The 22133-nt window shown below is 71.0% G+C and carries 23 protein-coding genes; 8 read left to right on the top strand and 15 right to left on the bottom strand.

Annotated features, from left to right (window positions below; all coding sequences use genetic code 11):
• Window positions 1–25 precede the first annotated feature (25 nt).
• Genes mreC through rodA form a run of 4 tightly spaced genes read left to right on the top strand, consistent with a single transcriptional unit; the run spans window position 26 to window position 4588 of the window.
• Window positions 26–952: a rod shape-determining protein MreC gene (gene mreC, locus P0084_RS05030; protein WP_308915717.1), complete on the top strand. Its 927-nt coding sequence runs from the start codon at window positions 26–28 to the stop codon at window positions 950–952.
• Window positions 952–1482 carry a rod shape-determining protein MreD gene (locus tag P0084_RS05025; RefSeq protein WP_308915716.1) on the top strand — a complete coding sequence of 177 codons (531 nt, stop codon included), beginning with the start codon at window positions 952–954 and terminating at the stop codon, window positions 1480–1482. Before mreC ends, P0084_RS05025 begins: the two co-directional genes overlap by 1 nt.
• Window positions 1479–3422, top strand: coding sequence for a penicillin-binding protein 2 (gene mrdA, locus P0084_RS05020; protein WP_308915715.1), 1944 nt, complete (start codon window positions 1479–1481; stop codon window positions 3420–3422). The genes P0084_RS05025 and mrdA overlap by 4 nt, the downstream gene beginning before the upstream one ends.
• Window positions 3419–4588, top strand: coding sequence for a rod shape-determining protein RodA (gene rodA, locus P0084_RS05015; RefSeq protein WP_308915714.1), 1170 nt, complete (start codon window positions 3419–3421; stop codon window positions 4586–4588). Before mrdA ends, rodA begins: the two co-directional genes overlap by 4 nt.
• A 413-nt stretch (window positions 4589–5001) precedes the next feature.
• On the opposite strand, the gene P0084_RS05010 is transcribed toward rodA, so the two are convergent.
• Together P0084_RS05010 and P0084_RS05005 are read right to left on the bottom strand one after the other, a co-directional pair.
• Window positions 5002–5352: a hypothetical protein gene (locus P0084_RS05010; RefSeq protein ID WP_308915713.1), complete on the bottom strand. Its 351-nt coding sequence runs from the start codon at window positions 5350–5352 to the stop codon at window positions 5002–5004.
• A 210-nt stretch (window positions 5353–5562) separates the two neighbouring features.
• Complete coding sequence (locus P0084_RS05005; RefSeq protein WP_308915712.1) at window positions 5563–6414, bottom strand: LysR family transcriptional regulator; 852 nt, start codon at window positions 6412–6414, stop codon at window positions 5563–5565.
• 77 nt (window positions 6415–6491) lie between these two features.
• Between P0084_RS05005 and P0084_RS05000 the strand changes: the two genes are divergently transcribed.
• A complete protein-coding gene (locus tag P0084_RS05000; protein ID WP_308915711.1) occupies window positions 6492–7682 on the top strand; it encodes an MFS transporter in 1191 nt (396 codons plus the stop codon).
• 73 nt (window positions 7683–7755) lie between these two features.
• On the opposite strand, the gene P0084_RS04995 is transcribed toward P0084_RS05000, so the two are convergent.
• Complete coding sequence (locus P0084_RS04995) at window positions 7756–8679, bottom strand: AraC family transcriptional regulator (RefSeq protein ID WP_308915710.1); 924 nt, start codon at window positions 8677–8679, stop codon at window positions 7756–7758.
• 138 nt (window positions 8680–8817) lie between these two features.
• Here P0084_RS04995 and P0084_RS04990 point away from each other — a divergent pair, with 138 nt between their 5' ends.
• Complete coding sequence (locus P0084_RS04990) at window positions 8818–9447, top strand: LysE family translocator (RefSeq protein ID WP_308915709.1); 630 nt, start codon at window positions 8818–8820, stop codon at window positions 9445–9447.
• A 38-nt stretch (window positions 9448–9485) separates the two neighbouring features.
• Here the strand turns inward: P0084_RS04990 and P0084_RS04985 are convergent, their stop codons facing one another.
• The 4 genes from P0084_RS04985 to P0084_RS04970 all read right to left on the bottom strand — a co-directional run bounded on the left by P0084_RS04985 (window position 9486) and on the right by P0084_RS04970 (window position 12691).
• Window positions 9486–9851, bottom strand: coding sequence for a hypothetical protein (locus tag P0084_RS04985; protein WP_308915708.1), 366 nt, complete (start codon window positions 9849–9851; stop codon window positions 9486–9488).
• Window positions 9842–10474, bottom strand: a complete 633-nt coding sequence (locus P0084_RS04980; RefSeq protein WP_308915707.1) for a cytochrome P460 family protein — start codon at window positions 10472–10474, stop codon at window positions 9842–9844. The genes P0084_RS04985 and P0084_RS04980 overlap by 10 nt, the downstream gene beginning before the upstream one ends.
• Window positions 10475–10535: 61 nt before the next feature.
• Window positions 10536–11480 carry an alpha/beta hydrolase gene (locus P0084_RS04975; protein WP_308915706.1) on the bottom strand — a complete coding sequence of 315 codons (945 nt, stop codon included), beginning with the start codon at window positions 11478–11480 and terminating at the stop codon, window positions 10536–10538.
• A gap of 299 nt (window positions 11481–11779) precedes the next feature.
• A complete protein-coding gene (locus P0084_RS04970; protein WP_308915705.1) occupies window positions 11780–12691 on the bottom strand; it encodes a LysR family transcriptional regulator in 912 nt (303 codons plus the stop codon).
• A gap of 83 nt (window positions 12692–12774) precedes the next feature.
• Here P0084_RS04970 and P0084_RS04965 point away from each other — a divergent pair, with 83 nt between their 5' ends.
• Window positions 12775–13083: a hypothetical protein gene (locus P0084_RS04965; protein ID WP_308915704.1), complete on the top strand. Its 309-nt coding sequence runs from the start codon at window positions 12775–12777 to the stop codon at window positions 13081–13083.
• A complete protein-coding gene (locus P0084_RS04960) occupies window positions 13080–13472 on the top strand; it encodes a YybH family protein (RefSeq protein ID WP_308915703.1) in 393 nt (130 codons plus the stop codon). The genes P0084_RS04965 and P0084_RS04960 overlap by 4 nt, the downstream gene beginning before the upstream one ends.
• A 16-nt stretch (window positions 13473–13488) precedes the next feature.
• Here the strand turns inward: P0084_RS04960 and P0084_RS04955 are convergent, their stop codons facing one another.
• From P0084_RS04955 to P0084_RS04920, 8 genes are all read right to left on the bottom strand, one after another.
• Window positions 13489–13890, bottom strand: coding sequence for a RidA family protein (locus P0084_RS04955; protein ID WP_308915702.1), 402 nt, complete (start codon window positions 13888–13890; stop codon window positions 13489–13491).
• 20 nt (window positions 13891–13910) lie between these two features.
• Window positions 13911–15116 (bottom strand): ester cyclase, encoded by a 1206-nt coding sequence (locus tag P0084_RS04950; protein ID WP_308915701.1) that lies wholly within the window; start codon window positions 15114–15116, stop codon window positions 13911–13913.
• 27 nt (window positions 15117–15143) lie between these two features.
• On the bottom strand, window positions 15144–15650 hold the full coding sequence (gene msrB, locus P0084_RS04945) for a peptide-methionine (R)-S-oxide reductase MsrB (protein ID WP_308915700.1): 507 nt from the start codon (window positions 15648–15650) through the stop codon (window positions 15144–15146).
• 361 nt (window positions 15651–16011) lie between these two features.
• A complete protein-coding gene (locus P0084_RS04940; RefSeq protein WP_308915699.1) occupies window positions 16012–18261 on the bottom strand; it encodes a xanthine dehydrogenase family protein molybdopterin-binding subunit in 2250 nt (749 codons plus the stop codon).
• Window positions 18261–19262 carry an FAD binding domain-containing protein gene (locus tag P0084_RS04935; protein WP_308915698.1) on the bottom strand — a complete coding sequence of 334 codons (1002 nt, stop codon included), beginning with the start codon at window positions 19260–19262 and terminating at the stop codon, window positions 18261–18263. Before P0084_RS04935 ends, P0084_RS04940 begins: the two co-directional genes overlap by 1 nt.
• 11 nt (window positions 19263–19273) lie before the next feature.
• Window positions 19274–19945 (bottom strand): (2Fe-2S)-binding protein, encoded by a 672-nt coding sequence (locus tag P0084_RS04930; RefSeq protein WP_308915697.1) that lies wholly within the window; start codon window positions 19943–19945, stop codon window positions 19274–19276.
• A gap of 63 nt (window positions 19946–20008) precedes the next feature.
• On the bottom strand, window positions 20009–21163 hold the full coding sequence (locus tag P0084_RS04925; protein ID WP_308915696.1) for an aldo/keto reductase: 1155 nt from the start codon (window positions 21161–21163) through the stop codon (window positions 20009–20011).
• A gap of 64 nt (window positions 21164–21227) precedes the next feature.
• Window positions 21228–22124: an alpha/beta hydrolase gene (locus P0084_RS04920; RefSeq protein WP_308915695.1), complete on the bottom strand. Its 897-nt coding sequence runs from the start codon at window positions 22122–22124 to the stop codon at window positions 21228–21230.
• Window positions 22125–22133 lie beyond the last annotated feature (9 nt).

Raw genomic sequence — 22133 nt, 5'->3', positions numbered from 1 at the left:
GGCCCGAACCCGGCGGAGGGGCGACATGGCCCGCACGCGGTCCAGTCACGAGATCTACGGCAAGCCGGTCCGCCGGCTGATCGTCGCGCTGCTCTGCGTGGCGCTGGTGGGGCTCGTGCTGTTGTGGCGCATCGACAACGCGCGGGCCGAACGTATCCGCGCGGCCCTGGTGGACCGCGTGGTGCCCAACGTCGAATGGGCCCTGGCGCCGTTGACCTGGACGGGCCACCTGATCGCCGACTTCCAAGGCTATGCCCGCGTGTACGAACAGAACCGCGAGCTGCGGCGCGAACTGCAGCGCATGAAGGCCTGGCAGGAGGCCGCCATTCAGTTGGAGCAGGAGAATGCCCGCCTGCTGGATCTGAACAACGTCCGCCTGTCGCCCGACCTGACCTTCGTGACCGGGGTCGTGCTGACCGACAGCGGGTCGCCCTTCCGGCGGTCCGTCCTGCTGAACGTGGGCGCGCAGGACGGCATCCGCGACGGATGGGCCGCGATGGACGGGCTCGGCCTCGTGGGCCGCATCGCGGGCGTGGGCGACCGCACGGCCCGCGTGCTCCTGCTGACGGACGGCAACAGCCGGATCCCCGTGACCGTCAAGCCGTCCGGTCTGCGCGCGATCCTGTCGGGCGACACGACGGCGGCGCCGACGCTCGACTTCATCGAGGTGCCGGAGGACGTGAAGCCCGGCGACCGCGTGGTGACGTCGGGCGATGCGCGCGTGTTTCCCGCCGACCTGCTTGTGGGCGAGGTGTTCCTGGACCGGAGCCGCCGCCTGCGCGTCCGGCTGGCCGCCGACACGCAGCGGCTGGAATACCTGCGGGTCCTGCGCACGCGCGCGGCGTCACCGATCGCCGGCACCGGCGCCCTGATCGAGCCGCCCGCCGCACCCATCCAGGGGCCGCCCCCGCCGCCCGGCACCGCAGCCCTGGCCGAAGGGGGCGCCTTGTGATGGCCCCACGCACCGTCTGGGCGTTCCGCGCGCTGTTCGGCGCGCTCGCGACCGCGATCCTGTTCTTCGCCTTGTTGCCCTTCGGGCCGGGCGAGGGGGGGATCCCCGGTCCGGACCTGATGCTGTGCCTGGTGATCGCCTGGGTGTTGCGGCGTCCCGACTACGTGCCTTTGTGGCTGCTCCTGCCGCTGCTGTTGCTGGACGACGCGTTATTGATGCGCCCCCTGGGGCTGTGGACGCTGACCGTCGTCCTCGTGACGGAATGGCTGCGCCGCAGGGTCGATCACGGCGAGGCGCTGCCATGGAGCACGGAAACGGCGCTGGCCGTCGGTTGCATCGCCGTGGCCTTCGCCGCGAACCAACTGGCCCTGTCGCTCCTCCTGGTCCCTGCACCGCCGCCCCTGGGTGGGCAGGCGATCCACGCCGTCGCCACGATGCTGTTCTATTGGCCGGTGGCCATCGTCTCGCGGCTTCTGGGCGTCCGCCGTCTGGCGCCGGGCGAGTTGGACACGATGGGGGCCCGGGCATGAAGCGCAACCCGCAGGAGGCCCTGCTATCCGCGCGCGGCATCAGCCGCCGGGCCGCCGTGCTGGGCGGGTTGCAGCTGGGCGTGGCGGGCCTGTTGACCGCGCGGCTGGCCAAGCTGCAGCTGGACGGGGGGCAGGAGTTCCGCCTCCTGGCGGAGGAGAACCGCATCAACGTCCGCCTGATCGCGCCCGCCCGCGGCCTGATCGTGGATCGCAACGGCGTCGAGATCGCGGGCAACGAGCAGATCTACCGCGTGTCGGTCATCCCGGACGATGCGGGCGACGTGGAGGCGGTGATCGCGCAGCTCCGCGGCCTGATCCGCCTGGACGAGGATCGTCTCGCCAAGGCGCGGCGCGAGATGGCGCGCAGCCCGTCCTTCGTGGCCGTGACCCTGGCCGAGCGCCTGACCTGGGAGGAGCTGTCGGCCGTCGCGTTGAACGCGCCCGCGCTTCCCGGGATCACCCCGGAGGTGGGCCTAAGCCGGGTCTATCCGCGCCACGACGACTTCGCCCACGTGGTGGGCTATGTCGGGCGGGTGTCGGACCGGGATCTGGAGCGTGACACGACCGACGACCCGCTGCTGCGGGTCCCGCAGTTCCAGATCGGCAAGACCGGCACCGAGCAGGCGATGGAGGCCAGCCTGCGCGGCCGTGCCGGCAGCAAGCGGATCGAGGTCAACGCCGCGGGCCGCATCATGCGCGAGCTGGACCGCGAACCGGGCATCAGCGGGCGCGACGTGGTGATGTCGATCGACGCGGGCCTGCAGAACTTCACCCAGGCGCGGCTGGGGTCCGAGTCCGCCTCCGCGGTGGTGATCGATTGCCGCAACGGCGACGTCATGGCGGCCGTGTCGGCGCCCAGCTTCGATCCGAACCTGTTCGTGCAGGGCATCAGCCAGCCGGACTACGACGTGCTGCGCGAGAACGACCACCGGCCGTTGCACAACAAGATCGTCCAGGGCCTGTATCCGCCGGGCTCCACCTTCAAGATGGTCACGCTGCTGGCCGCCCTGGCGGCGGGCGAGATCACGCCGAACGAGACCGTGTGGTGCGGTGGGTCCACCCGCGTCTCCGGCCGCCGATTCCACTGCTGGAAGCGGGGCGGCCATGGGCACGTGGCCCTGAACGAGTCCCTCCGCGAAAGCTGCGACGTCTACTACTACGAGCTGGCGCAGCGGACGGGCATCGAGCGGATGGCCGCGATGGCCCGCAAGCTGGGCCTGGGCATCCGTCACGACCTGGAGATGACGTCGGTGTCCGAGGGGCTGATCCCCGACCGTGCCTGGAAGCGCAAGCGGCGGTCGGAGGAATGGGTCGTCGGCGACAGCCTGAACGCGTCCATCGGGCAGGGCTTCGTCCTGGCCTCGCCGCTGCAACTGGCGGTGATGACGGCGCGCCTGTCGTCGGGCCTGAACGTCAGCCCGCGCCTCGTGCGGTCGATCGACGGGGCGGCGCAGCCATCGGGCGTGCAGGGCACGCTGGACATACCACGCTCGCATTTGGACTTGGTCCGCCGGGCGATGTACGACGTCGTCAACAGCCCGCGGGGCACGGCGGGGCGGTCGAAGTTCGACCTTTCCGGCGTCAAATGGTCCGGCAAGACGGGCACCAGCCAGGTCCGCAACATCACCGCCGCCGAACGGGCCCGCGGCGTGTTCCGCAACGAGGACCTGCCCTGGGACCGGCGCGACCACGCGCTGTTCGTGGGCTATGCCCCGCACGACGATCCCCGGTACGCCGTGTCGGTCGTGGTCGAGCATGGCGGCGGCGGATCGAAGGCCGCGGCCCCGGTGGCGCGCGACATCATGCTCTATGCCCTGCACGGCGGCGTGCCGCCCCTGGAGGCCTATCCGTCCGGTCAGCGCGGCGAGGCGGAGGAACGCCTGGGTGCGCTGCGCCTGGCCCCCGTGGCGCCCGCGGGCGGGGGGCGTACGCGCGCATGAGCTATCTGGAATACAACGTCGCGCGCACGCCGTCGGGCCTGCGCAAGGTCCTGGCGATGAACTGGGCGCTGACGATCACCGTCGCCGCTGTGGCCGCGCTGGGGCTGCTCGTGCTTTATTCGGTCGCGGGCGGCTCGATGCGGCCCTGGGCGGAGGCGCAGATGCAGCGCTTCGCCCTGGGGCTGGCCGCGATGTTCGCGGTGGCGATGATTCCGATCTGGTTCTGGCGGAACGTGTCCGCGTTGTTCTACGCGCTGGGGCTGATTCTGCTGGTCCTGGTCGAGGTGATAGGGTCGAGCGGGGGCGGCGCGCAACGGTGGATCGACCTGGGCTTCATGCGCCTGCAGCCGTCGGAGCTGATGAAGGTCACACTGGTGATGATGCTGGCGGCCTATTACGACTGGCTGCCGCCGTCGAAGGTCAGCCGCCCGCAATGGGTGCTGGTGCCGGTCCTTCTGATCCTGCTGCCAGTCGCGCTGGTCGTGCAGCAGCCCGACCTGGGCACGTCGTTGCTGCTGCTGATGGGCGGCGGTGCGGTGATGTTCATCGCGGGCGTGCATTGGGCGTACTTCGCGACCGTCGTGGCGGCGGGGGTCGGCCTGGTGACCGCCGTGCTGAAGTCGAAGGGGACGGACTGGCAGATCCTCCAGGACTACCAGTATCGCAGGATCGACACGTTCCTGAACCCGGAGAACGACCCCCTGGGCGCGGGATACCACATCACGCAGTCCAAGATCGCGCTGGGCTCGGGCGGGCTGACGGGGCGGGGGTTCATGCAGGGCACGCAGGCGCGGCTGAACTTCCTGCCCGAGAAGCACACGGACTTCATATTCACCACCCTGGCAGAGGATTTCGGCTTCGCGGGGTCCCTGTCGCTGCTGGCGCTGTACGTGCTGATCGTGGCGTTCTGCGTGTGGACCGCGCTGAAGACGAAGGACCGGTTCGCGTCCATCGTGTCGCTGGGGGTGGGGGTGACGTTCTTCCTGTTCTTCGCGGTGAACATGGCGATGGTGATGGGCCTGGCCCCCGTCGTGGGGGTGCCGCTGCCGCTGGTCAGCTATGGCGGATCGGCGCTCTTGGTGCTGATGGTGGCGTTCGGGCTGGTGCAATCGGCCCATGTCCACCGCCCCCGCCTGCCGGGCGAGGGACAGCTCCTGCGCCGCTGACGCGGGTCGGGCAACTCGGATCGCGCTTCGCTGCGCTGCGGCATAAGTTTTCCGGATCGGGCCGGTTCGAGACCGTTTCTTGGTATCAGTCTGACCGAGAGCGCGGGGGGCGTGCAAGCCGGGGCGTTCGGTCAGGAAATGCGGGGGTTGGGCGCCGGTCGCGGGTGCGCCGGTGGCCGGGATGCGGCGGTCCTGCGGGGTGTACGACGCGTGTCTGCGTCGCGTCTGCGCTGCGTCTGCGGGGCGTCGGACAGGATCGCGTATCGCATCGGAGGTCGTCCGCCGTTCCGCTGCCCCCGCATCCCGGCGACCGAGGGGGCGCGACGCGGATGGGCGCGCGCGGACGAAGCGGACCCCCGGGTTCGGAACCGGCCGCGTGCATGGCGGTGGAGACGGGCCGTGTGCCGATCGGCCTAGAGGTCGACGGAACCGTCGGGGTTCGGCTTGGGCATCGGTTCGGGCGGGGGAAGGGGTTCCTTGCGGCGCAGGATGATGTCGCCGTTGGGCAGCATCTCGGGCGCGGCATAGGCGGACAGGTCGTCGAGGTCGCCCAGGGTGGCGCGCATCTGCTCCTCCAACTGCTTCAGGAGGGGCAGGGCCTCGCGGGACAGGTCTTCGAGGTCCCGCAACGCGGGCTCCATCTCCTGGATGAGGCCATCCATGAACAGGCGCATGCCCCGTTCCATCAGGCTGGACGGCTCGTCCTGCGCGGCGGCGGGCAGGGTCAGCAGACAGGCGGCGAGGGACAGGATGGCGCGTCGCATGGGGACGATGATGGTGCGGGCGCGGTGGGGGTCAAGGCGGGGGCATCGTCGGGACACCGGCCTCGACCCGCGAACGCATCGCATGGCCCCGGCCCCGCCCCGCGTGTCCCACTGGCCCCTGGACCCGCACCCGGCGGCGTCTTGGATCTCCGAACGGACCCCAACGGAACGGCCCGACCGTTCCGGCGGGCTGTCTCTTTGGATTGCACGCTAGGCGAACATCTCTTCGATCCGGTCTAGTGTGCGCCGCACCTCCGGCTGCGCCCGCCGGTCGGCATGGGTGACAATCCACTGCTCGTGGGTGAGTTCGGGGACGGCGTTGCCGACTCGCTCCAACTCGGCTCGCGCGTCCCCGAGGAAGTCCGGCAGCATCAGCCGCCCGAGCCCGGCGAGCGCGAGGTCGAGCGCGACGCGCGGGGTATCGGTCTGGATCGCCGCGTCTCGGCTTGCGCGTTCGGCGACCCACCGAGCGGACGGCGTGTCCGCGGCCACGACGATCCACCGATCCGGCGCGTCGGGGGCGGCGTAGGGCGCGAAGGCCACGTCGCGCAGCTTGCGACCTGCGAGGCCCGCCTCGATGGGTCGGCGTGCGCGAAAGCCGATGTCGGCCTCGCGCCGGGCGATAGACAGGACGGCCTCGCCCGCGAGGAGCCGCAGGCGCAGGTCGGGCGGATCGCCGGTCAGGGCGCCGGCGAGGGGCGCGAGCGCCATCATCGTGTAGGTTCCCGCCGTGATCCTCACGAGGGGCAGGGCCTCGCCCGGGCTAGGCCGGGTGACGCGTAGGATGCCCGCCTCGATCCCGGCAAGGTCGTCGAGCAGACGCTGCCCGTCCTCGGTCAGGTCGTAACCGTGGGTGCGGCGGCGAAAGAGGTCGCGCCCGAGCGCCTGTTCCAGCGCGCGCATTCGCCGGCCAAGGGTAGGACCGCTGACGCCCAGGCCCCGCGCAGCGCCCGCGAGGCCGCCGGCGCGCGCGACGGCGAGGAAGGCCGCAAGATCGTCCCAAGACGCTGAGTTGGCCTCACTTGGGCAGGGCTTGCTCGTTGTGCCCTTCGATTCACCCATGAACTGATCCGTTCGTCGCCGTCCGTTCAGCGAACCATGCGGGGCGAGTATCCTCGGGGCAACCAGACGGAACCGACATGACGCGCTACGCCCCCTTTCTCGCACTGCTCTTCGTGGGCACGCTCTCGATCTCGATGATCGTGCCGTTCATGGGCTTCTTTCTCGTGGAGGGGCTGGAGCGCGATCCGTGGGTCATCAGCGTCTATGCTGGCGCGGTCGCAGTGATCGTGGTGGTGCTCAACAAGCGTTTCGCGCGAGCGATGGACGCCGGGGTGCCGGCCTTCCGAATGGTCGGCGTCGCGGCGGTCGGCTCGTTGGTCGCGGCCGGGTCGCTCGCTCTCGCGCCGATCCTACCCGTCATGCTGACCTTGGGCATCGCAGGCTTCGGCGCAGGGTCGAGCGCGCTCTCCACGATGTTCTCGCTCGGCACGCTCGTGGCAGCCCGAAGCGGCATCGAAGGCACTACGTTCAACGCTTTCATGCGTGCGACCACCTCGACGGCGTGGATGATCGGGCCGGCCGCCTCCTTCGTGATCGCGGATCGTTTCGGTCCGACCGTCGTGTTCGATGTCGTCGCGGCCGTAGTTCTCGTGTGGATTGTCCTCTGGTTGGCTGTCACGCCGCGCGAGGCGGCAGCGAGGCACGCTGGCTCAGCCACCGGAGGGAACGAGACGTCGATGTCACCCGGACAGCGCACGCCCGACACGGCCCTCTGGATCGCGGGAGCCTTCGTCGGCTGCCTCGCGGCCGCGCACTTCCTCACCTTCACCGCGCTGCCGCTCTTCTTCGTGCGCGAAGTCGGCCTTCCGGGCTACGCCCCTGGCAACGCCTTCTCGGTGAAGACAGCCGTCGAGATCGTCGCCATCGCCTGCACGCCGTTTCTGATCGCCCGCTTCGGCCTACGCCGGTCGCTCACAGCGACGGCGGTCCTGGCGGTGGGGGCGATCCTCTTCCTCGCCTCGATCCAGACCTACGGGCAGATGCTCGTCGGCGCCGCGTTCGAAGGGCTCTATTACGGCCTCTTCTCCACCCTCGCCATCGGCTGGGTGCAGTCCCTCGCCCCGGACCGCCCGGCCCAGGCGATGGCGGTCTACTGGAACGCCACGATGACGACGAGCGTCCTCGCCGGGCCCGCCGCGGGGCTGATCGCCCAGGCCGCCGACTTCCGAACGGCGATCCTCGTTGGCGCAGGGATCGCGACCCTCGCGCTCGCCGTCATCGCCTTCGGAAGCAGGCACCGGGCGATGCAAGCCGCGGAGGCTCCCTGAGCTTTCGAAACGTTCCACCGGCTATACTGCAAAGCTAGATGTTCTTACCCGACATATCGATCGCGCACCGTTTCTACTGAGAATTGATCTTCCGCCAAGCGCCGGGGCCGAGGCCGTGCGCGGCCTTGAAGCGCCGCGCGAAGGCGGCGGGGGAGGCGTAGCCCACCCGCTCGGCGATCTCCTCGACGGCCATGTCCCTGCGCCGGAGATGGGCTGCGGCGAGCGTCAGGCGCCAGGATGCGAGGTAGGTCGCCGGGGGCTGACCGACGAGCTTGGCAAAGCGCGCGGCGAAGACCGTCCGGGACAGGCCCGCCTCACGGGCTAGGAGCGGCAGGGTCCACGGCGCGGCGGGATCGCGGTGGATCGCGGCGAGCGCGCGCGCGAGGGGCCGGTCCGCGAGGGCGACAAGGAAGGCGGTCGAGGTCTCGTGGCCGGTCGCCGCGCGCCGGACGGCCTGGATCAGCAGCACCTCGATGGTCCGTGTCAGGATCGCGCCCGCGCCGTTCCCCATGCGGCCCGCCTCCAGGGTCAGGAGCCGGAGGGCGGCTGCCGCCCAAGGATCGCCCCCGAGATCGCGCTCTTGCAGCACCATCGCCGGGGGCAACGCTTCGAGGATCGGATGCCCGCCGTCCGCCTCGCAGTAGCCGCACAGGAGCGACGCGCCGACCAAGCCGTCGCCGGTCCGCAGCACGCCGTCGATCAGCGCGCCCGCGTCCAACAGAGCGACCAGCGGCATGGGCTCGCCGATGGCGTCTCCGCCGCGCAGGACCTGCGCCGCCCCGTGGGGGATCAGCGCGAGATCGCCCTGCGCGAGGGCGACGGGATCGTGTCCGGGAACGGCGACGGTGCAGGCCCCGTGCCGGACGAGGTGGACGCGCACGACCTGCCGCTCGGCCGGAACGGCCACGGCATCCTCCGCCCGCAGCTCGGCGACGAAGGAAAGGCGGCCGCGCAGGCGTAGGGTCTCGAAGATGTCGCCGAGGAGGTCGTGACGCATGGCCGGAGCATATGCCCCCGGCGGTCGCCCTGTCCCGCGTGCCGGACGGGTGGGCGGGAATGACGGACGGTCGGGCCGTGCGCGGACGGGCCGGTCGAACGAAGACGAAGACCGTTCCATCGACCGTCGGAGACCGGGTTGCCCCTCGAGACCGCCATCGCCCTGATGGGCTTCGCCTTCGTCATGTCGATCTCGCCGGGGCCGGGCAACTTCCTCTTGCTGTCCTCGGGTGCGACCTTCGGCTTCCGGCGCTCCGTGCCGCTCGTGCTGGGGATCTCGCTCGGCTTCCTGTCGATGGTCGCCGTGATCGGGCTGGGCTTCGGGCAGGTGCTGCGAGCCCATCCGAGCATCGTCACCGCCCTAAAGGTCGCCTGCGCGGCCTACGTCCTCCACCTCGCCTCCAAGATTGCCCGCAGCCGCGCGATCCCGTCCGGCGGAGGGCGAGCGGTCGGCGCGCCGGTCAGCTTTGTGCAGGCGGCGACGTTCCAGCTCGTGAACCCGAAGGCGTGGGCTGTCGCCCTGATCCTGCCGGTGACCTACATCGTGCCGGACGCCTACCTCGTGAGCCTCGCTGTCCTGATCGCGCTGTTCTTTGTCGTGAACGTGCCTGCCATGTCGGCATGGGTGGTGGCAGGAGCCTCGCTGACCCGCGTGCTGGCGGCCGGCAATCGCATCGCGTGGTTCAACGGCGCGATGGCGCTGCTTCTCGTGCTGTCGATGGCGTGGATGCTCTTCGGTGCCGGCGCGTTCGGGGAACAGGATCGCTGAACATCTAAACGGGCATGGCTTTGCGTGGCCATCTCCCTTCACTCGATGACGAGCGAACGGATCAGACCATCCTCTCCCTGAAGGGTGATCATGCCGCTCGCGCGGTAGGTTCCAGCTTCGTAAACGAAGGCAGCGGTCGTTGTCCTGCTCTGCGTCGCCACGCCCGAGACGACGTAGCCCCCGCCACTCGCGATCACCGCGTCGCAGAACCAAGGGATTCGGTCGCTCAGATCCCGCCCGAGGTCGATGAAGCGGGCGCCCGGGGCGAAGGTGGCCTCGCAGGCGGCGATGTCGCCCGCCTCGAAAGCACCGACATAGGCCTCCAGCGCGGCGCGGTCAGCCGATGCGGCGCCGGGGATCAAACAGCCGGCGCAGATGGCAGCGCGAAGTGGGGTCAGAAGCATATCTCTCTTCCCAAGCAGTCGAATGTGATCCGAGCAGGCGCGCCGGTCCGCGCGAAGCGGTCGAGCAGACCGCGCGACAGGATGAAGTCCTCCGCCCGTCGGTCGAGGTGGCACGCGTGGCATTCCGCGATGTCCAGATCCGGTGTTCGAGCACCTGTGCGTGGGTCGAACCCGTCCATCCTCCAGCGGCCGTCCTCCGTCGGCTGGCCGAACAGCAGGCCGGTCGAGGTTGGCACGTCCTCCCTGCCCCAACCCGTCGACTTGACCGCGACGTGGACATCGTTCTCTGAGGCTCCGCGGACGAGATGACCAGAAGCCTCGCGTAGGCCGTCCGCGTGCGGGGCGAAGGACTCGATGGCGAAGATGGCCCCATCTGGAAGACGACGCTGCGATCGCCAGACCTCCAGCGTGCGCGGATCGACATAGAGATCGTAGACCTTCCCGTCGCCGCGATCCACGATCGCATAGCGATGCATGGCCTCGCGGAACTCGGGTCCGACGCGTTCCGTCGGCCCATCGCGCGGCTCCGCCATGGCAGCGCGCTGCGCCGTGATTCCGGTGACCACGGCGATTGCCACGGCCAGAGCGATCGCGGGACGGCGGGCGGATCGGAAGTCGGTCATCGACGGGTCCTTCGGCAGGTGGCCCAGACCGCCATGCGGCGATCTGAGCCAGTCGGAGCGCTCAGTGCGCGGCAAAGTGCGCCGCCACTGTGTCCGCCGCTTCCTCGACCGCGTCCGGGCGGTCGTAGAAGTCGAACTGCGTTACCTCGGACAGCCATCGCTCGGTCGCCTCGCCGGGCAGGGCGGCCACAAAGGCGCGCACCCCGTCGGGGATCGCCGCCGCGTCCGAGTGGACGATGGCCAGCGGGCGGTCGAAGGAGGCCGCGCCGTCGACAGGGTGGTAGGACAGCCAGTCGTCCCAGCCGGCGTTGTTCCACCGATTGTCGTAGGCCGGCACGGCGCCGCGGTCGGCCTCGTAGTAATAGCCCCCCACCGGCATCAGCACGCCTTCGGCCCCTTCGGGTCCGGCGGCGGGGATGAGCTGTCCGCCTTCGGCCTCGGCGGTCGCGGCGACCTGCATCAAGCCTTCGACGCCTTCGGAGCCGCCGTAGACGGCTTCGACGAGGGCGCGGTCCTGCAGCCACGGCGCCACGAGGCCCACGGACGCGATCCGGTCATCCCCGCGCGTCGCGTCCACCATATAGCCAGCCGATGCGCAGATGCCGAGCCCGTGGATCTCGCCGACTTGGGCAAGCCCCGCGACGTGGTCGATCGCGGCGCGGATGTCGGCGGTCTTGGCAGCCGGGTCCTCGATGAAGCGACCGCCCGCCCCGGTGTCGGGCAGATCGCCCGACTTGCCCCAGCCGCGGAAGTCGAAGGTCACGCCGATCAGGCCGCGCTCGGCCATCTCGCGGGCGTAGAGCGAAGGCATCTGCTCCTCGACGGAGGTCCACGCGCCGGTCACGATCACCGCATCCGTCGCCGCGCCATCCCAACCGTCGGGGTAGTAGAGCGTGCCCGCCAACGTCGCGCCGTCGTTCTCGAACGTGAAGGTCTCGGTGGTGATCTCGGCCATGGCGGTGCTGCCGAGCATGAGGGCAGCGGCGGTCAGGGCGTAGGGCTTCATCGGTCGTCTCCTCGGATGATCTGGACATCGAAGGAGCGTTCCGGGAAGGAAGCGGGTTCCAGATGGAGCCGAGCCTACGCGGAACTGCGTAGGATCGGGACGGTCACGTCGCCCTAGGATTGAGCTTAGTGTCAAGGGACACGCTTTCCTCCACCTGGTACTCCCCGCCGGGCTTGGGGTACGGGCGCCCGATCCCGGCGCCCGAGGCGGTATCGATCATGGCAGGTTCGGGCTGGCCGCCCTCTTGACGCCGTCGGGATCGACGGGGCCGAGCAGTGACTCCGCGTTCGCCGGCACCCTCACCCAGTCCCGACGGGCCGCCACCGCTTCGCCATATCGATGAACGTGCGCACGCTCGGAGCCATGTGACGCCTCGTGCGGTAGGCGAGATGGAAGCGCGGCAGCGGGGCGGTCCGTTCCGGCAGTACGTCGATCAACGCCCCCGCAGCGATCATGCCAGCCACCGCGCCCCTGTATGCAAGCGCCAGCCCGGCGCCCGCTCCCGCGAGGGCTGCGACGTCGGGCTGGCTGTCCACCACCGCGCGGAGCTTGGGCATCCGCACGACCCGTCCGGCGCTGTCCAAGGCGAAGCTCCACGGTGCCAGCCGGTTCGTGCCGCGGATGCGGAAGCAGATCCCGTCATGATCCGGCACTTCGTCCGGGCTCGCGGGAAGCCCCCTGCGCGCGACATAGGCGGGCGCGGCGACTAGGGCGGTCTGGACCTCGGGACCGATGGGAAGGGCATGGTGGTCGGCGTCGAGGAGGACTTCGCTGCGAACTACGAGGTCCAATCCCTCCGCCACCCCGTCGACGGGCGCATCCTCAAAGCGCAGGTCGAGCGCCACGGCGGGGTATCGCGCGAGATAGTCCGCCGCCAACGCCGTCAGGAAGAGCGGCCCCGCAGCGACGGGGGCCCCGATCCTCAGCGTGCCGGCCGGGTCGTCGTCGGACCCCAGCGACGCGATGAGATCCTCCAGCTCCGCAAGTGGCCTCTCGGCGTCGCGCAGCAGGCGGGTCATCAGATCGCTTGGGCGGACGCTGCGGCTGGTGCGCTCGAAGAGCCGCGCCCCGATCCGGTCCTCGCAGCGCCGTACGATCTCGGAGACGCGGCTGGGCGACAGGCCGTGGCGCGCCGCGCCCGCGCGGAAGCCGCCCGCCGTGGCCACGGCGCGCAGAACCCGCAGGTCGTCCAAGCTAAGATCGTTCGACATGCCGCACGCACCGTCCCGTGATTGTCCGGTTATCCTATAGCTCCGTGGTCGGTATCCAAGGGCCGACCATCACCGGAGGCCCCATGTCCCGCATCCACGAACACTTCGTCGTCCGCCTCAAGGACGAGGCCGCCGCGGCCCCCATCCGCGCCCGCGCGCGCGCCGCCTTCCTCGCTCTACCGGGGGTGGAGGACTGGCGCACGCACCGCTCGACGGACCCCGACCGCCCGACGCTCTTCGTCGAGACCTTCACCTTCGCCGATGCGCCCCGAGCGCGTGCGGCGGGGGCGCGCTTCTCGGAGATGGCGGAGACGCGGGCCCTCCTCGGGCAGATCGAGGAGATGATCGTGGGCCAGCATTTCACCGACGTGACCGAAGAGGAGACGGAATGAGCATCGACACCAATACCGACGCCGCCGCCCTTCGCGTCGCCGTGGCCGCGTGGATGGGTGCGCTGGACGGGGGCGACCTCGACGGCGTGCTAGACTGCTGCCACGACGACATCGTCATGGCCAACGGCGGTGCGCCCACGGCGAGAGGGATCGCCGTGATGCGCGAGCGCTACGCACCGCGGATCGCGGGCTTCGACATCCGCTCCGGCTGGGAGGAGGAGGCGTTGGTCGTCCACGGCGACACCGGCGTCGTCGTCGGCCGCTACACGGTGGAGATGACTCCCAAGGGCGGGGGCGACGCGCTAGAGGTCGGTGGTCGTGTGGCGCTGACCTACCTGCGCGGGACCGACGGGCGGTGGCGCATCCTTGCGGACGTGGACAACGACTGACCGTCAAGCTCCGCCCTCAGACAACCGCGATGGCCTCCACCTCCACGAGCAGGTCGGGCGCGGCCAACGCCTCGATCCCCACGCCGGTCACCGCGGGCAGCGGTCCGCCGAAGAGCGCTGCGAAGGGCGGCATCACCTCGGCCAGCCGCTCCGGCGTGAGGCCCACGACGAAGGCGCGCAGCGAGACCACGTCCGCGGGCGTGGCCCCCGCCGCCTCCAGGGCGATCCGCAGGTTCCGCGCGACCCGTTCTGCCTGCGCGCCGTGGCCCGCGGGGGCGGGCGAGCCTTCGGCGTCCATGGCCACCTGCCCCGACACGAACACCATTCGCCCCGGAGCGCAGGTCACGACCTGCGCGTAGCCTTGCGAGGCGGCGTCCGGCAGGGTGGGCGGGTCGATGCGGCGGAGATCGGTGGCCATGGAGGGCTCCTGTGCAGGTCTCAGCGGATCTGCTCGACCAGCGTCAGCCGGTCGGGCATCTGCCAGCTCTCGACGATGCCGCCGTCCTCGATGCGGTGGACGGCGATGGCCGAGAACTCGACCGCGCGGCCCGTGGCCGGGTAGCCGAAGACCTCGCCCGTGTGCGTGCCGGTGAGCGTGCCGATCACCGTCACCACGTCGTCCGCATAGTGCAAGCTGTCGATCGCGAACTGGATGTCGGGGATGCCCTCCTTGTAGACGTCGATCTCGGCGAGATAGCCCTCGACGTCGCGTGTGGGCCGCGAGGGGCTCTCGCCGTGGACGAACCACTCCTCGTCGACGAGGTCTTGGAAGAGCGCATCGTCGCGGGCGTTGAGCGCCTCGTAGTAACGCTCGACCATGTCGAGGGCCTGTCGCTCGTTCAGCAGCGGCGAGGCGAGCGCGTCGGCGAAATGGCCCACGTCCGGGGCGGCGGAGCGCAACCGCAGGTAGCCCAGCACGAGGTTGTCGCGCTTGGGGTCCAGCACGAGGATCTCGCCTTCGAACACGCGAAATTGCGTCAGCTCCTCGATGTTGGTGTAGTGGGACACGATGAGCAGAGGGCCGGAGCGGTTCTCGTCACCGTCCCACGCCGAGATGCGCGCCTCCAGCGGGGTCACGTCGGGGCTTCCTTGGAGGCTGAGCAGCAGGTTGAGGTCCGACGTCGTCTCGACCGGCATGGCCTCCGCCGCGCCTGCGTCGATCTCGGCGATCCCCTCCAGCATCGCGTCCACGGTCTGCTGGTTGCGGCACCATTCCGAGACGACGATCCGCGCGGGCAGGATGCCGTTGGACGCGAAGAGCGCGCCGAGATCGCGCATGTTGTCCATGCCCTCGGGCGACATGACCCGCTGGTTGGCGCAGTCGTCGGGCGCCACGTTCGGCTCGTCGAGCTTCGACCAGTCGGTCGGGCCGTGGCGCATGAGGAAGACGAGGTCGCCGCGGGTGAAGATGGGCCCGAGCTGCTGGTAGGGCTCGAAGCGCAGCCGGTCGCGCACCTCGCGCTCCATGCCGGCCGCCTGCGCCGCCTCCAGCGACATGGCCATCTCGCCCATATGGGTGCTGATCTGGGAGACGTTCGGGCCAGTCGCGGCGGAGGCCGTCTCCTGCGCGCCCGCGCCGATCGGCAGCGCCCCGCAGGCCAAGGCGGCGAGGCCAAGGCGAAGGGTGGTTCGAAGGGGGGTCATGTGCGGATCCTTTCTCCCTGTGGCCGGTCAGGCCGGCGTGAAGTCGAGCGCGATGCCGTTGATGCAGTGGCGCAGGCCCGTGGGCTCCGGGCCGTCGTCGAAAACATGGCCCAGATGCCCGCCGCAGCGGGCGCAGTAGGCCTCGATGGCCAGCCCCAGGATCGCCGGGTCGGGCCGCTGGCCCACCACGTCGCCCGCAGTGGCTTGCCAGAACGAGGGCCAGCCCGTGCCGCTGTCGAACTTGTGCGCGGCGTCGTAGACCACGTTGCCGCACCCCGCGCAGGCGTAGGCGCCCGGGCGCGTCTCGTCGTTGAGCGGCGAGGAGAAGGGCTGCTCGGTCCCGCTCTGGCGCAGGACGGCGTACTCGGCCTCGGTCAGGCGCGCGCGCCATTCGGCATCCGACAGCTCGATCGCGAACAAGCCCTCAGGCCGACCCGCCCCGAGGCGGGTCCACGCGAAGGCCCCCGCCGCGACAGCTGCCACGGCGCCGCCGCCGAGCAGCAGCGCGCGGCGGGACGTCGCCCCGCCGCTCATCCGCAGGGCCGCAGGCGGTTCGTGTCGCGGCTCCCGTTCTCGATGCGGATGGCAACCTGTGTGGCCCGGTCGAGACAGGACAAGTTTACCCCGTCCGAACCGGCGGAGGAGGTGCGCATGCCGGTCGGCGCACATGCGGTGAGGATATGGCCCGCCACGAGCGAAAGATGGAGGGATCGGGTCATGAGGTGTCTCCTTGGGAGTGGCGGCAGAGCCACCGGGCGAGGGTGCCCCACCCGCGCAGCGCGGCCTGCGGGGGTGGGTGCCGATGCCCCAGGGGGAAGGGGGCCTCGGCCTCGCGCCACGGGACAGGTGCGGCGCGAGACGATCGCGGCCCCGCAGGGCTGCGAACAGGAGGGGGTCAACTCATCAGCGCCTCGAACTTGATCGGCAATTCACGCGCGCGACGACCGGTGGCGTGATGGATGCCGTTCGCGATCGCCGCAGCGACGCCGACCTCCCCCAGCTCGCCGATGCCCCGCACCCCGATCGCCGAGGCGTAAGGGTCGTGCTCCTCGATGAAGGCGACGTCGATGTCCTGCGGAATGTCCGCGTTCACCGGCAGGTGGACGCCCGACAGGTTCTGGCTCAGGTAGCGGCCGTAGCGGGGGTCCATCGCGCTCTCCTCCAGCATCACGCGGCCATAGCCCCAGATGATGCCGCCGATCATCTGGCTGCGCGCCGTGACCGGGTTGAGGATGCGGCCCGCCGAGTAGCAGGCGACGCAGCGGCGCATCCGGGCGAGGCCCAATGCCTCGTCCACCTCCATTTCGACGAAGACAGCGCCCCATGTGTGCATGGAGTGGTCGCCCGCGCAGCCATGGGCGTCGAAGGGCGCGTCGCCGGGCAACTGGAACCCGCCTTCGCCCACCAGTTCCGATACGCCGTTGCGGCGCAGCAGGTCCGGCCATTGGTCGCGCGGCGGCACGGTCCCGCCCGCCAATCCCGCGATCCTGTTACGGAGGGTGTCGGCGGCGCCCGCCACGGCCGAGCCGACCGAGATGGTCGACGACGACCCGAAGGTGCCCCCCGTCTCGGGCAGGCCGGTGCGGCCCAGCACCATCTCGATGCCCTCGGCGTCGATACCCAGCCGCTCGGCGGCGATCTGCGGAAAGATCGTGCGGGTGCCGGTGCCGATCTCCTGCGTGCCGGCCTCGACGCGCACCGCGCCGTCCGCCGTAAGGCAGACCCGCGCGGCGGCGGCGAAGCGAAAGGTGGACATGATGGCCGAGGCCATGCCGGTGCCGATCAGGCGCGATCCCTCACGCCGCGCGCGCACCTCCATCGGGCGATCCGCCCAGCCGATGCGCCGCGCGCCCTCGGCATAGGCCTCGCGCAGGCGGTTCGACGAGAACGGCTTCTCGTTCGCCGGATCCACCTCGGCATAATTGGCCAGGCGCAACTCCAGCGGGTCCATGCCCAGTTCGTAGGACAGCTCGTCCATCGCCGATTCCAGCGCGAACATGCCCGGCCCCTCGTGGGGCGCGCGCATGGCCGTGGGCGTGCCGACGTCGGCCTTGCGGATGCGCGTGGTCAGCGCGAGGTTCGGCGTCGGGTAGAGGCTGCGCGTGCCCGCGTTGCCGAACTCGATGTAGTCGTCGAATTGCGAAGACACGCTCTCGGTGTCGTGGGCCACCGCGACCAGCTTGCCATCCGCGTCGGCGCCGAGCGCCACGCGGCTGCGCACGACGGGCTGGTAGCCGGTGTCGGTGTAGCACTGCGCGCGGGTCAGAGCGATCTTGACGGGCCGGCGGACGTCGCGCGCCGCCACCGCCGCCAGCACCTGATGCGGCCAGACGTAGCCTTTGGCCCCGAAGCCGCCGCCTGTGAAGGGACAGCGCACGTGGATCTGCCCCGGCTCCATCCCCAGCATCCCCGATAGGGCGTAGCGCACCCCGTAGGTCCACTGGGTGCTGTCGTGCATGTGCAGCTCGCCCCCGCGCCACTCGGCCAGGGTCGCGGAGGGCTCCATCATGTTGTGATGGCGCGTAGGCGCGACATAGACTTGGTCGACGGTAGCCGCGGCCCCGGCGAAGCCCGCCTCGAAGTCACCGCGCGCGGGGTCCAGCGCGCCCAGCACGTAGCCGTTGCCCTCGGTCTCGGGCACGACGGTCTCGGCGGTCTCGAAGACCACCGGGTCGCGGGCGTCGATGCGGACGTCCACGAGTGCCGCTCCCGCCTCGGCCTGCTCCAGCGTCTCGGCGAGGACGATCGCCACCGGCTGGCCCTCGTAGCGCACCGTAAGGTCGGCCATCGGCATGTAGGACTGCGCGGCGGGCGGCACGGAGGCCGCGCCCAAGTCCGGCATGTCGTCGGGCGTGATCACGCGGACGACGCCCGGCGCGGCCAGCGCAGCGGCCGTATCGATCGAGGCGATGCTGCCCCGCGCCACCGGCGAGGTCACCATGACCCCATGGAGCGTGCCCGAGGGCAGCTCCTCGCCGGCATACTTGGCAGCGCCGGTGACCTTGTCATCGCCGTCGTGGCGGCGCTCGGTCGAGCCGATGCCGGTGGCAGGTAGATCGACCGCCGCGCCATCGGGCGTCACGATCAGGCGGTTCACCCCGACGTCGACGTGGTGGACGTCCCGGACCTTCGCTTCCACGGTCATCAGATCGCTCCTCCGGCCATCATCACCGCGCGCGCGGCGGCGTTCGCCGCAAGGCGCGGCTTCCACTCCTGCCCCGGCAGGGGGCGGGCCTCTTCCATGGCGGCGTCCATCGCGGCCTGCACGGTCGCCTCGTCGAGCGCGGCGCCTTCCAAAGCGGCCTCGGCCCGCGACAGACGCCACGGCTTCTGCGCCACGGATCCGAGGGCCACGCGCGCCGAGCGGATCGCGCCGTCGGCGTGGTCGAGGCACACGGCAGCCGAGACCATCGCGTATTCGTAGCTCTCACGCTCGCGCACCTTGAGGTAGGCCGACCCGCGCGACGCGGCGTCGACCGGGATGCGGTAGCCCAGGATCACCTCGCCCGGGGCGAGGCGGGTCTCCTCGTCCAGGCCGCCCTCCTCCTGGGACAGGTGGAACTCCGTCATGGCGATCTCGCGTGCGCCGTCGGGACCCTGCACCTCGGCCACCGCGTCCAGCGCGGCCAGCGCCACCACCGGGTCCGAGGGCTGGGTGGCGACGCAATCCTGCGTCCAGCCGAGGATGGCCGCGCGCGAGAAGGGCTGGTCGAGCGCCGCGCAGCCGGTGCCCGCGACGCGCTTGTTGCAGGGCCAGGGCACGCGGGCCTCGTTGGCGGCCTCGACGCGGAAGTAGGGGCAGCGAGTGCGCTGCAGCACGTTGCCGCCGAGGGTCGCGCGGTTGCGCAGCTGCGCGGACGCGGCCTTGAGCGCGGCCTGCGCCAGGACCGGCGCGTCCGCGCGCACCAGGTCGGAGGTGCCGACCTCGTTGAGCGTGGCCAGCGCGCCCACCAGCAGCACGTCGCCGTCGCGCGCGATGCCGCGCAGGTCGAGCCCCGAGATGTCGACGACGGCCTCGGGCGCGGCGATGCCCAGCCGCATCCAGTTGATCAGCTCGGTGGTGCCGGCGGCGATGGCCGCGCCCCCGGCGCCCGCGCGCGCGGCGTCTTCGACGCTGCCCGCGCGGTCGTAGGTGAAGTTATCCATGGGTCCCTCCCTCAGGCGCGCGCGGCGGCGGGCGCGGTGAACTGGACGGCGCCCGAGGCGCCCCCCTGCGGCGTGCCGAGCGTCTCGGCCGCCTGCTGCACGGCCGCGACGATCTGCGGGTAGGCGGCGCAGCGGCAGATGTTGCCCGACATCCACTCGGCGATCTCGGCCTCCGAGCCCGCGTGCCCCTCGCGGATGCAGGCCACGGCCGAGACGATCTGGCCCGGCGTGCAGTATCCGCATTGCAGCGCGTCCTGATCGACGAAGGCCTGCTGCACGGCGTGCAGCGTGCCGTCCGCCTCGGCCAGCCCCTCGACGGTGGTGACCTCGCGCCCATCGACGGCGGCGGCGAGCACCATGCAGGCGTTCACCCGCTCGCCGTCGAGCATCACCGTGCAGGCCCCGCAGGCCCCCTCGGCGCAGCCCTTCTTGGTGCCGGTCACGCCCATCTGCTCGCGCAGCAGGTCCAGCAGCGTCACGCGCGCCTCGTGGGTGACCGACCGCTCCGAGCCGTTGAGCGTGAAGCGCGTGCCCGTCAGCGAACCGCCCGTAGGGGCCCAGGACTGCGCCTCGGCCCCCTCGGGCACGGCCAGCGCGGCCGCGGCGGCACCGACGGCGCCCCCGGTTTGCAGGAACCCGCGGCGGCTCAAGCCCCGCGGTCCGTCGTAATGGTCGGCGGACATGGCATCTTCCCTCCCTGTGCATGTGGCGGGGCGGCCCCGAGGGGCCGCCCCGGTCTATCGAGTTCAGGCTTCCGGTGCCTCGGCCCCGTTCCACGCCTGCACGGCGGCCGGCGCGCGCTCGCCCTGCACCTCGATGGCGTCGAGCGCGGCGGTCAGCTCCGCCAGCTCGTCCCCGGTGAAGGTCACTGCGGCCGCGCCGATGTTGTCGCGCAGATGGGTGACGTTGGTGGTCCCGGGGATCGGCACCACGTCGTCGCCCTGCGCCATCAGCCACGCCAGCGCGACCTGCTCGGGCTCGGCCTCCTTGCGGCCCGCCCATTCGCGGGCGAGGTCCACCACGGCCATGTTGGCCGCGCGCGGGCCGCCGCCCTCGCCGTCGGTATCCATGCGCGAGGTCAGCGCGCGGAAGTCCGACGGCGCGAAGGTGGTGGCCATGTCGATGGCGCCCGTGAGGAAACCATAGGCCAGCGGTGCGAAGGGCACGAAGCCCATGCCCAGTTCGCGCGTGATCGGCAGGATATCGGCCTCGCGCCCACGGTAGAGCATCGAGTATTCCGACTGCACGGCGGCCAAGGGCAGCGCGGCGTGGGCGCGGCGCAGCGTTTGGGGACCGCACTCCGACAGGCCCCAGTGCAGCGCCTTGCCCTCGTCCATGAGGTCCTGGACCACGCCCGCGACCTCCTCGATGGGCACCTCGGGATCGACGCGGTGCTGGTAGAGCAATTCCACGTGGTCCATGCCGAGCCGCTGGAGCGAGCCCTCGACGGCCGCGCGGATGCGCTCGGGGCGCGAGGTCACGCCGACGAACGCGCCGGTGTCGGGATCGAGGTCGAAGCCGAACTTGGTGGTGATCTGCACCTCGTCGCGGAACGGCGCGACGGCCTCGCCGAGAATCTCCTCGCACAGGTAGGGGCCGTAGACCTCGGCGCAGTCGAAGAACGTCACCCCCTCGTCATAGGCGGTGCGGATCAGCGCGATCATGTCGTTACGGTCGGGGACGAGCGTGGTGAAGGTCCGGTGCTGGTTCTGCACGCCGAGCCCAAGGGCCGAGACCTCCAGCCCGCCGAGCATCCGGCGGTCGGCGGGGAGGCTCGACTGCGCGCGGGCTCGGGTCGGCGCGAGGCTCAGGCCGCCAGCCGCGACGGCGGCGGTGGCCACGGCGGCACCGGTCAGCAGGCCACGGCGCGAGGGGCCGGTGGGGGTGATGTCGTCGGTCATGGATCGTCTCCGGTCTAGGGGTCGAAGGGAGGACCGGGGCCGCGAACGGCCCCCGTCGGGGGTGTCAGGTCAGGGTGTCGGCGAAGTGCTCGGCCGCCTCGTCGGCGGAGCGGGTCACGACCGCATCCTGGTCGTAGAAGTCGAACTGGGTCACGTCGTCGAGCCAGACCTCGCGCGCCCGCCCGCCCATGGCGGTCGCGAACTTGCGCGCGCCTTGGGGGGCTGCGGCGGCGTCGGACTCGACCATCAGCAGCGGCTTGTCGAAGGCGGGCGCGGCCGCGATCGCGTCGAACTCCAGCCAGCCGCGCCAGAAGGCGAGATCTGCCTCATTGCGCCACGTGGGGATCAGGCCGCGATCGGTCTCCGTGTAGTAAGGGGCCTCGAACATCACGGCGCGATCGTCGGAGAGGCTCGCGGCGGGCACGAGGCGGGGCGTGCCGTCCGCGTAGGAGGCCGCCGCATCGTCGCCGGTGGATTTGAGGTCCGCCACCGCGTCAGCTCCGCCGTAGATGTCCTCGACGATCTCCGCGTCGTGCAGCCATGGGGCCACCAGCGCCACCGAGCGGATCGTGTCGCTCCTGTCGGCGGCGTGGACGACGTAGCCGGAGGACGCGCAGATGCCCAAGGCCCCGACCCGGCGCGCGTCCACGTCGTCGCGCGCGGCGAGGTAGTCGACCGCCGCCAGCACGCCGGCGATTTTGCGCTGCGGATCCTCGTATTGCCGCCGCAGGCCGCCGCTCGCGCCCCAGCCCGCGAAGTCGAACACGAGCGCCGTCCAGCCCCGCGCGGCCATCTCGCGGGCGTAACAGGTGGGCATCTGCTCCTTGACGGTCATCCATGCCCCCGTGACCACGAGGGCGGGCGCGGGCCCGTCGGACGCGTCGGCGGGGCGGTGCAGCACACCTACCAGCTCTTCCTTCCCGGAAGCGAAGCGGACGGGTTCGGTGACGATCTCGGTCATTCGGATCTT

This window comes from Jannaschia maritima (assembly GCF_030973515.1).
Taxonomy (GTDB): domain Bacteria; phylum Pseudomonadota; class Alphaproteobacteria; order Rhodobacterales; family Rhodobacteraceae; genus Jannaschia; species Jannaschia maritima.
Note: the sequence above shows the minus strand (reverse complement) of the source record. Positions and strands in the feature narration are given on the sequence as shown.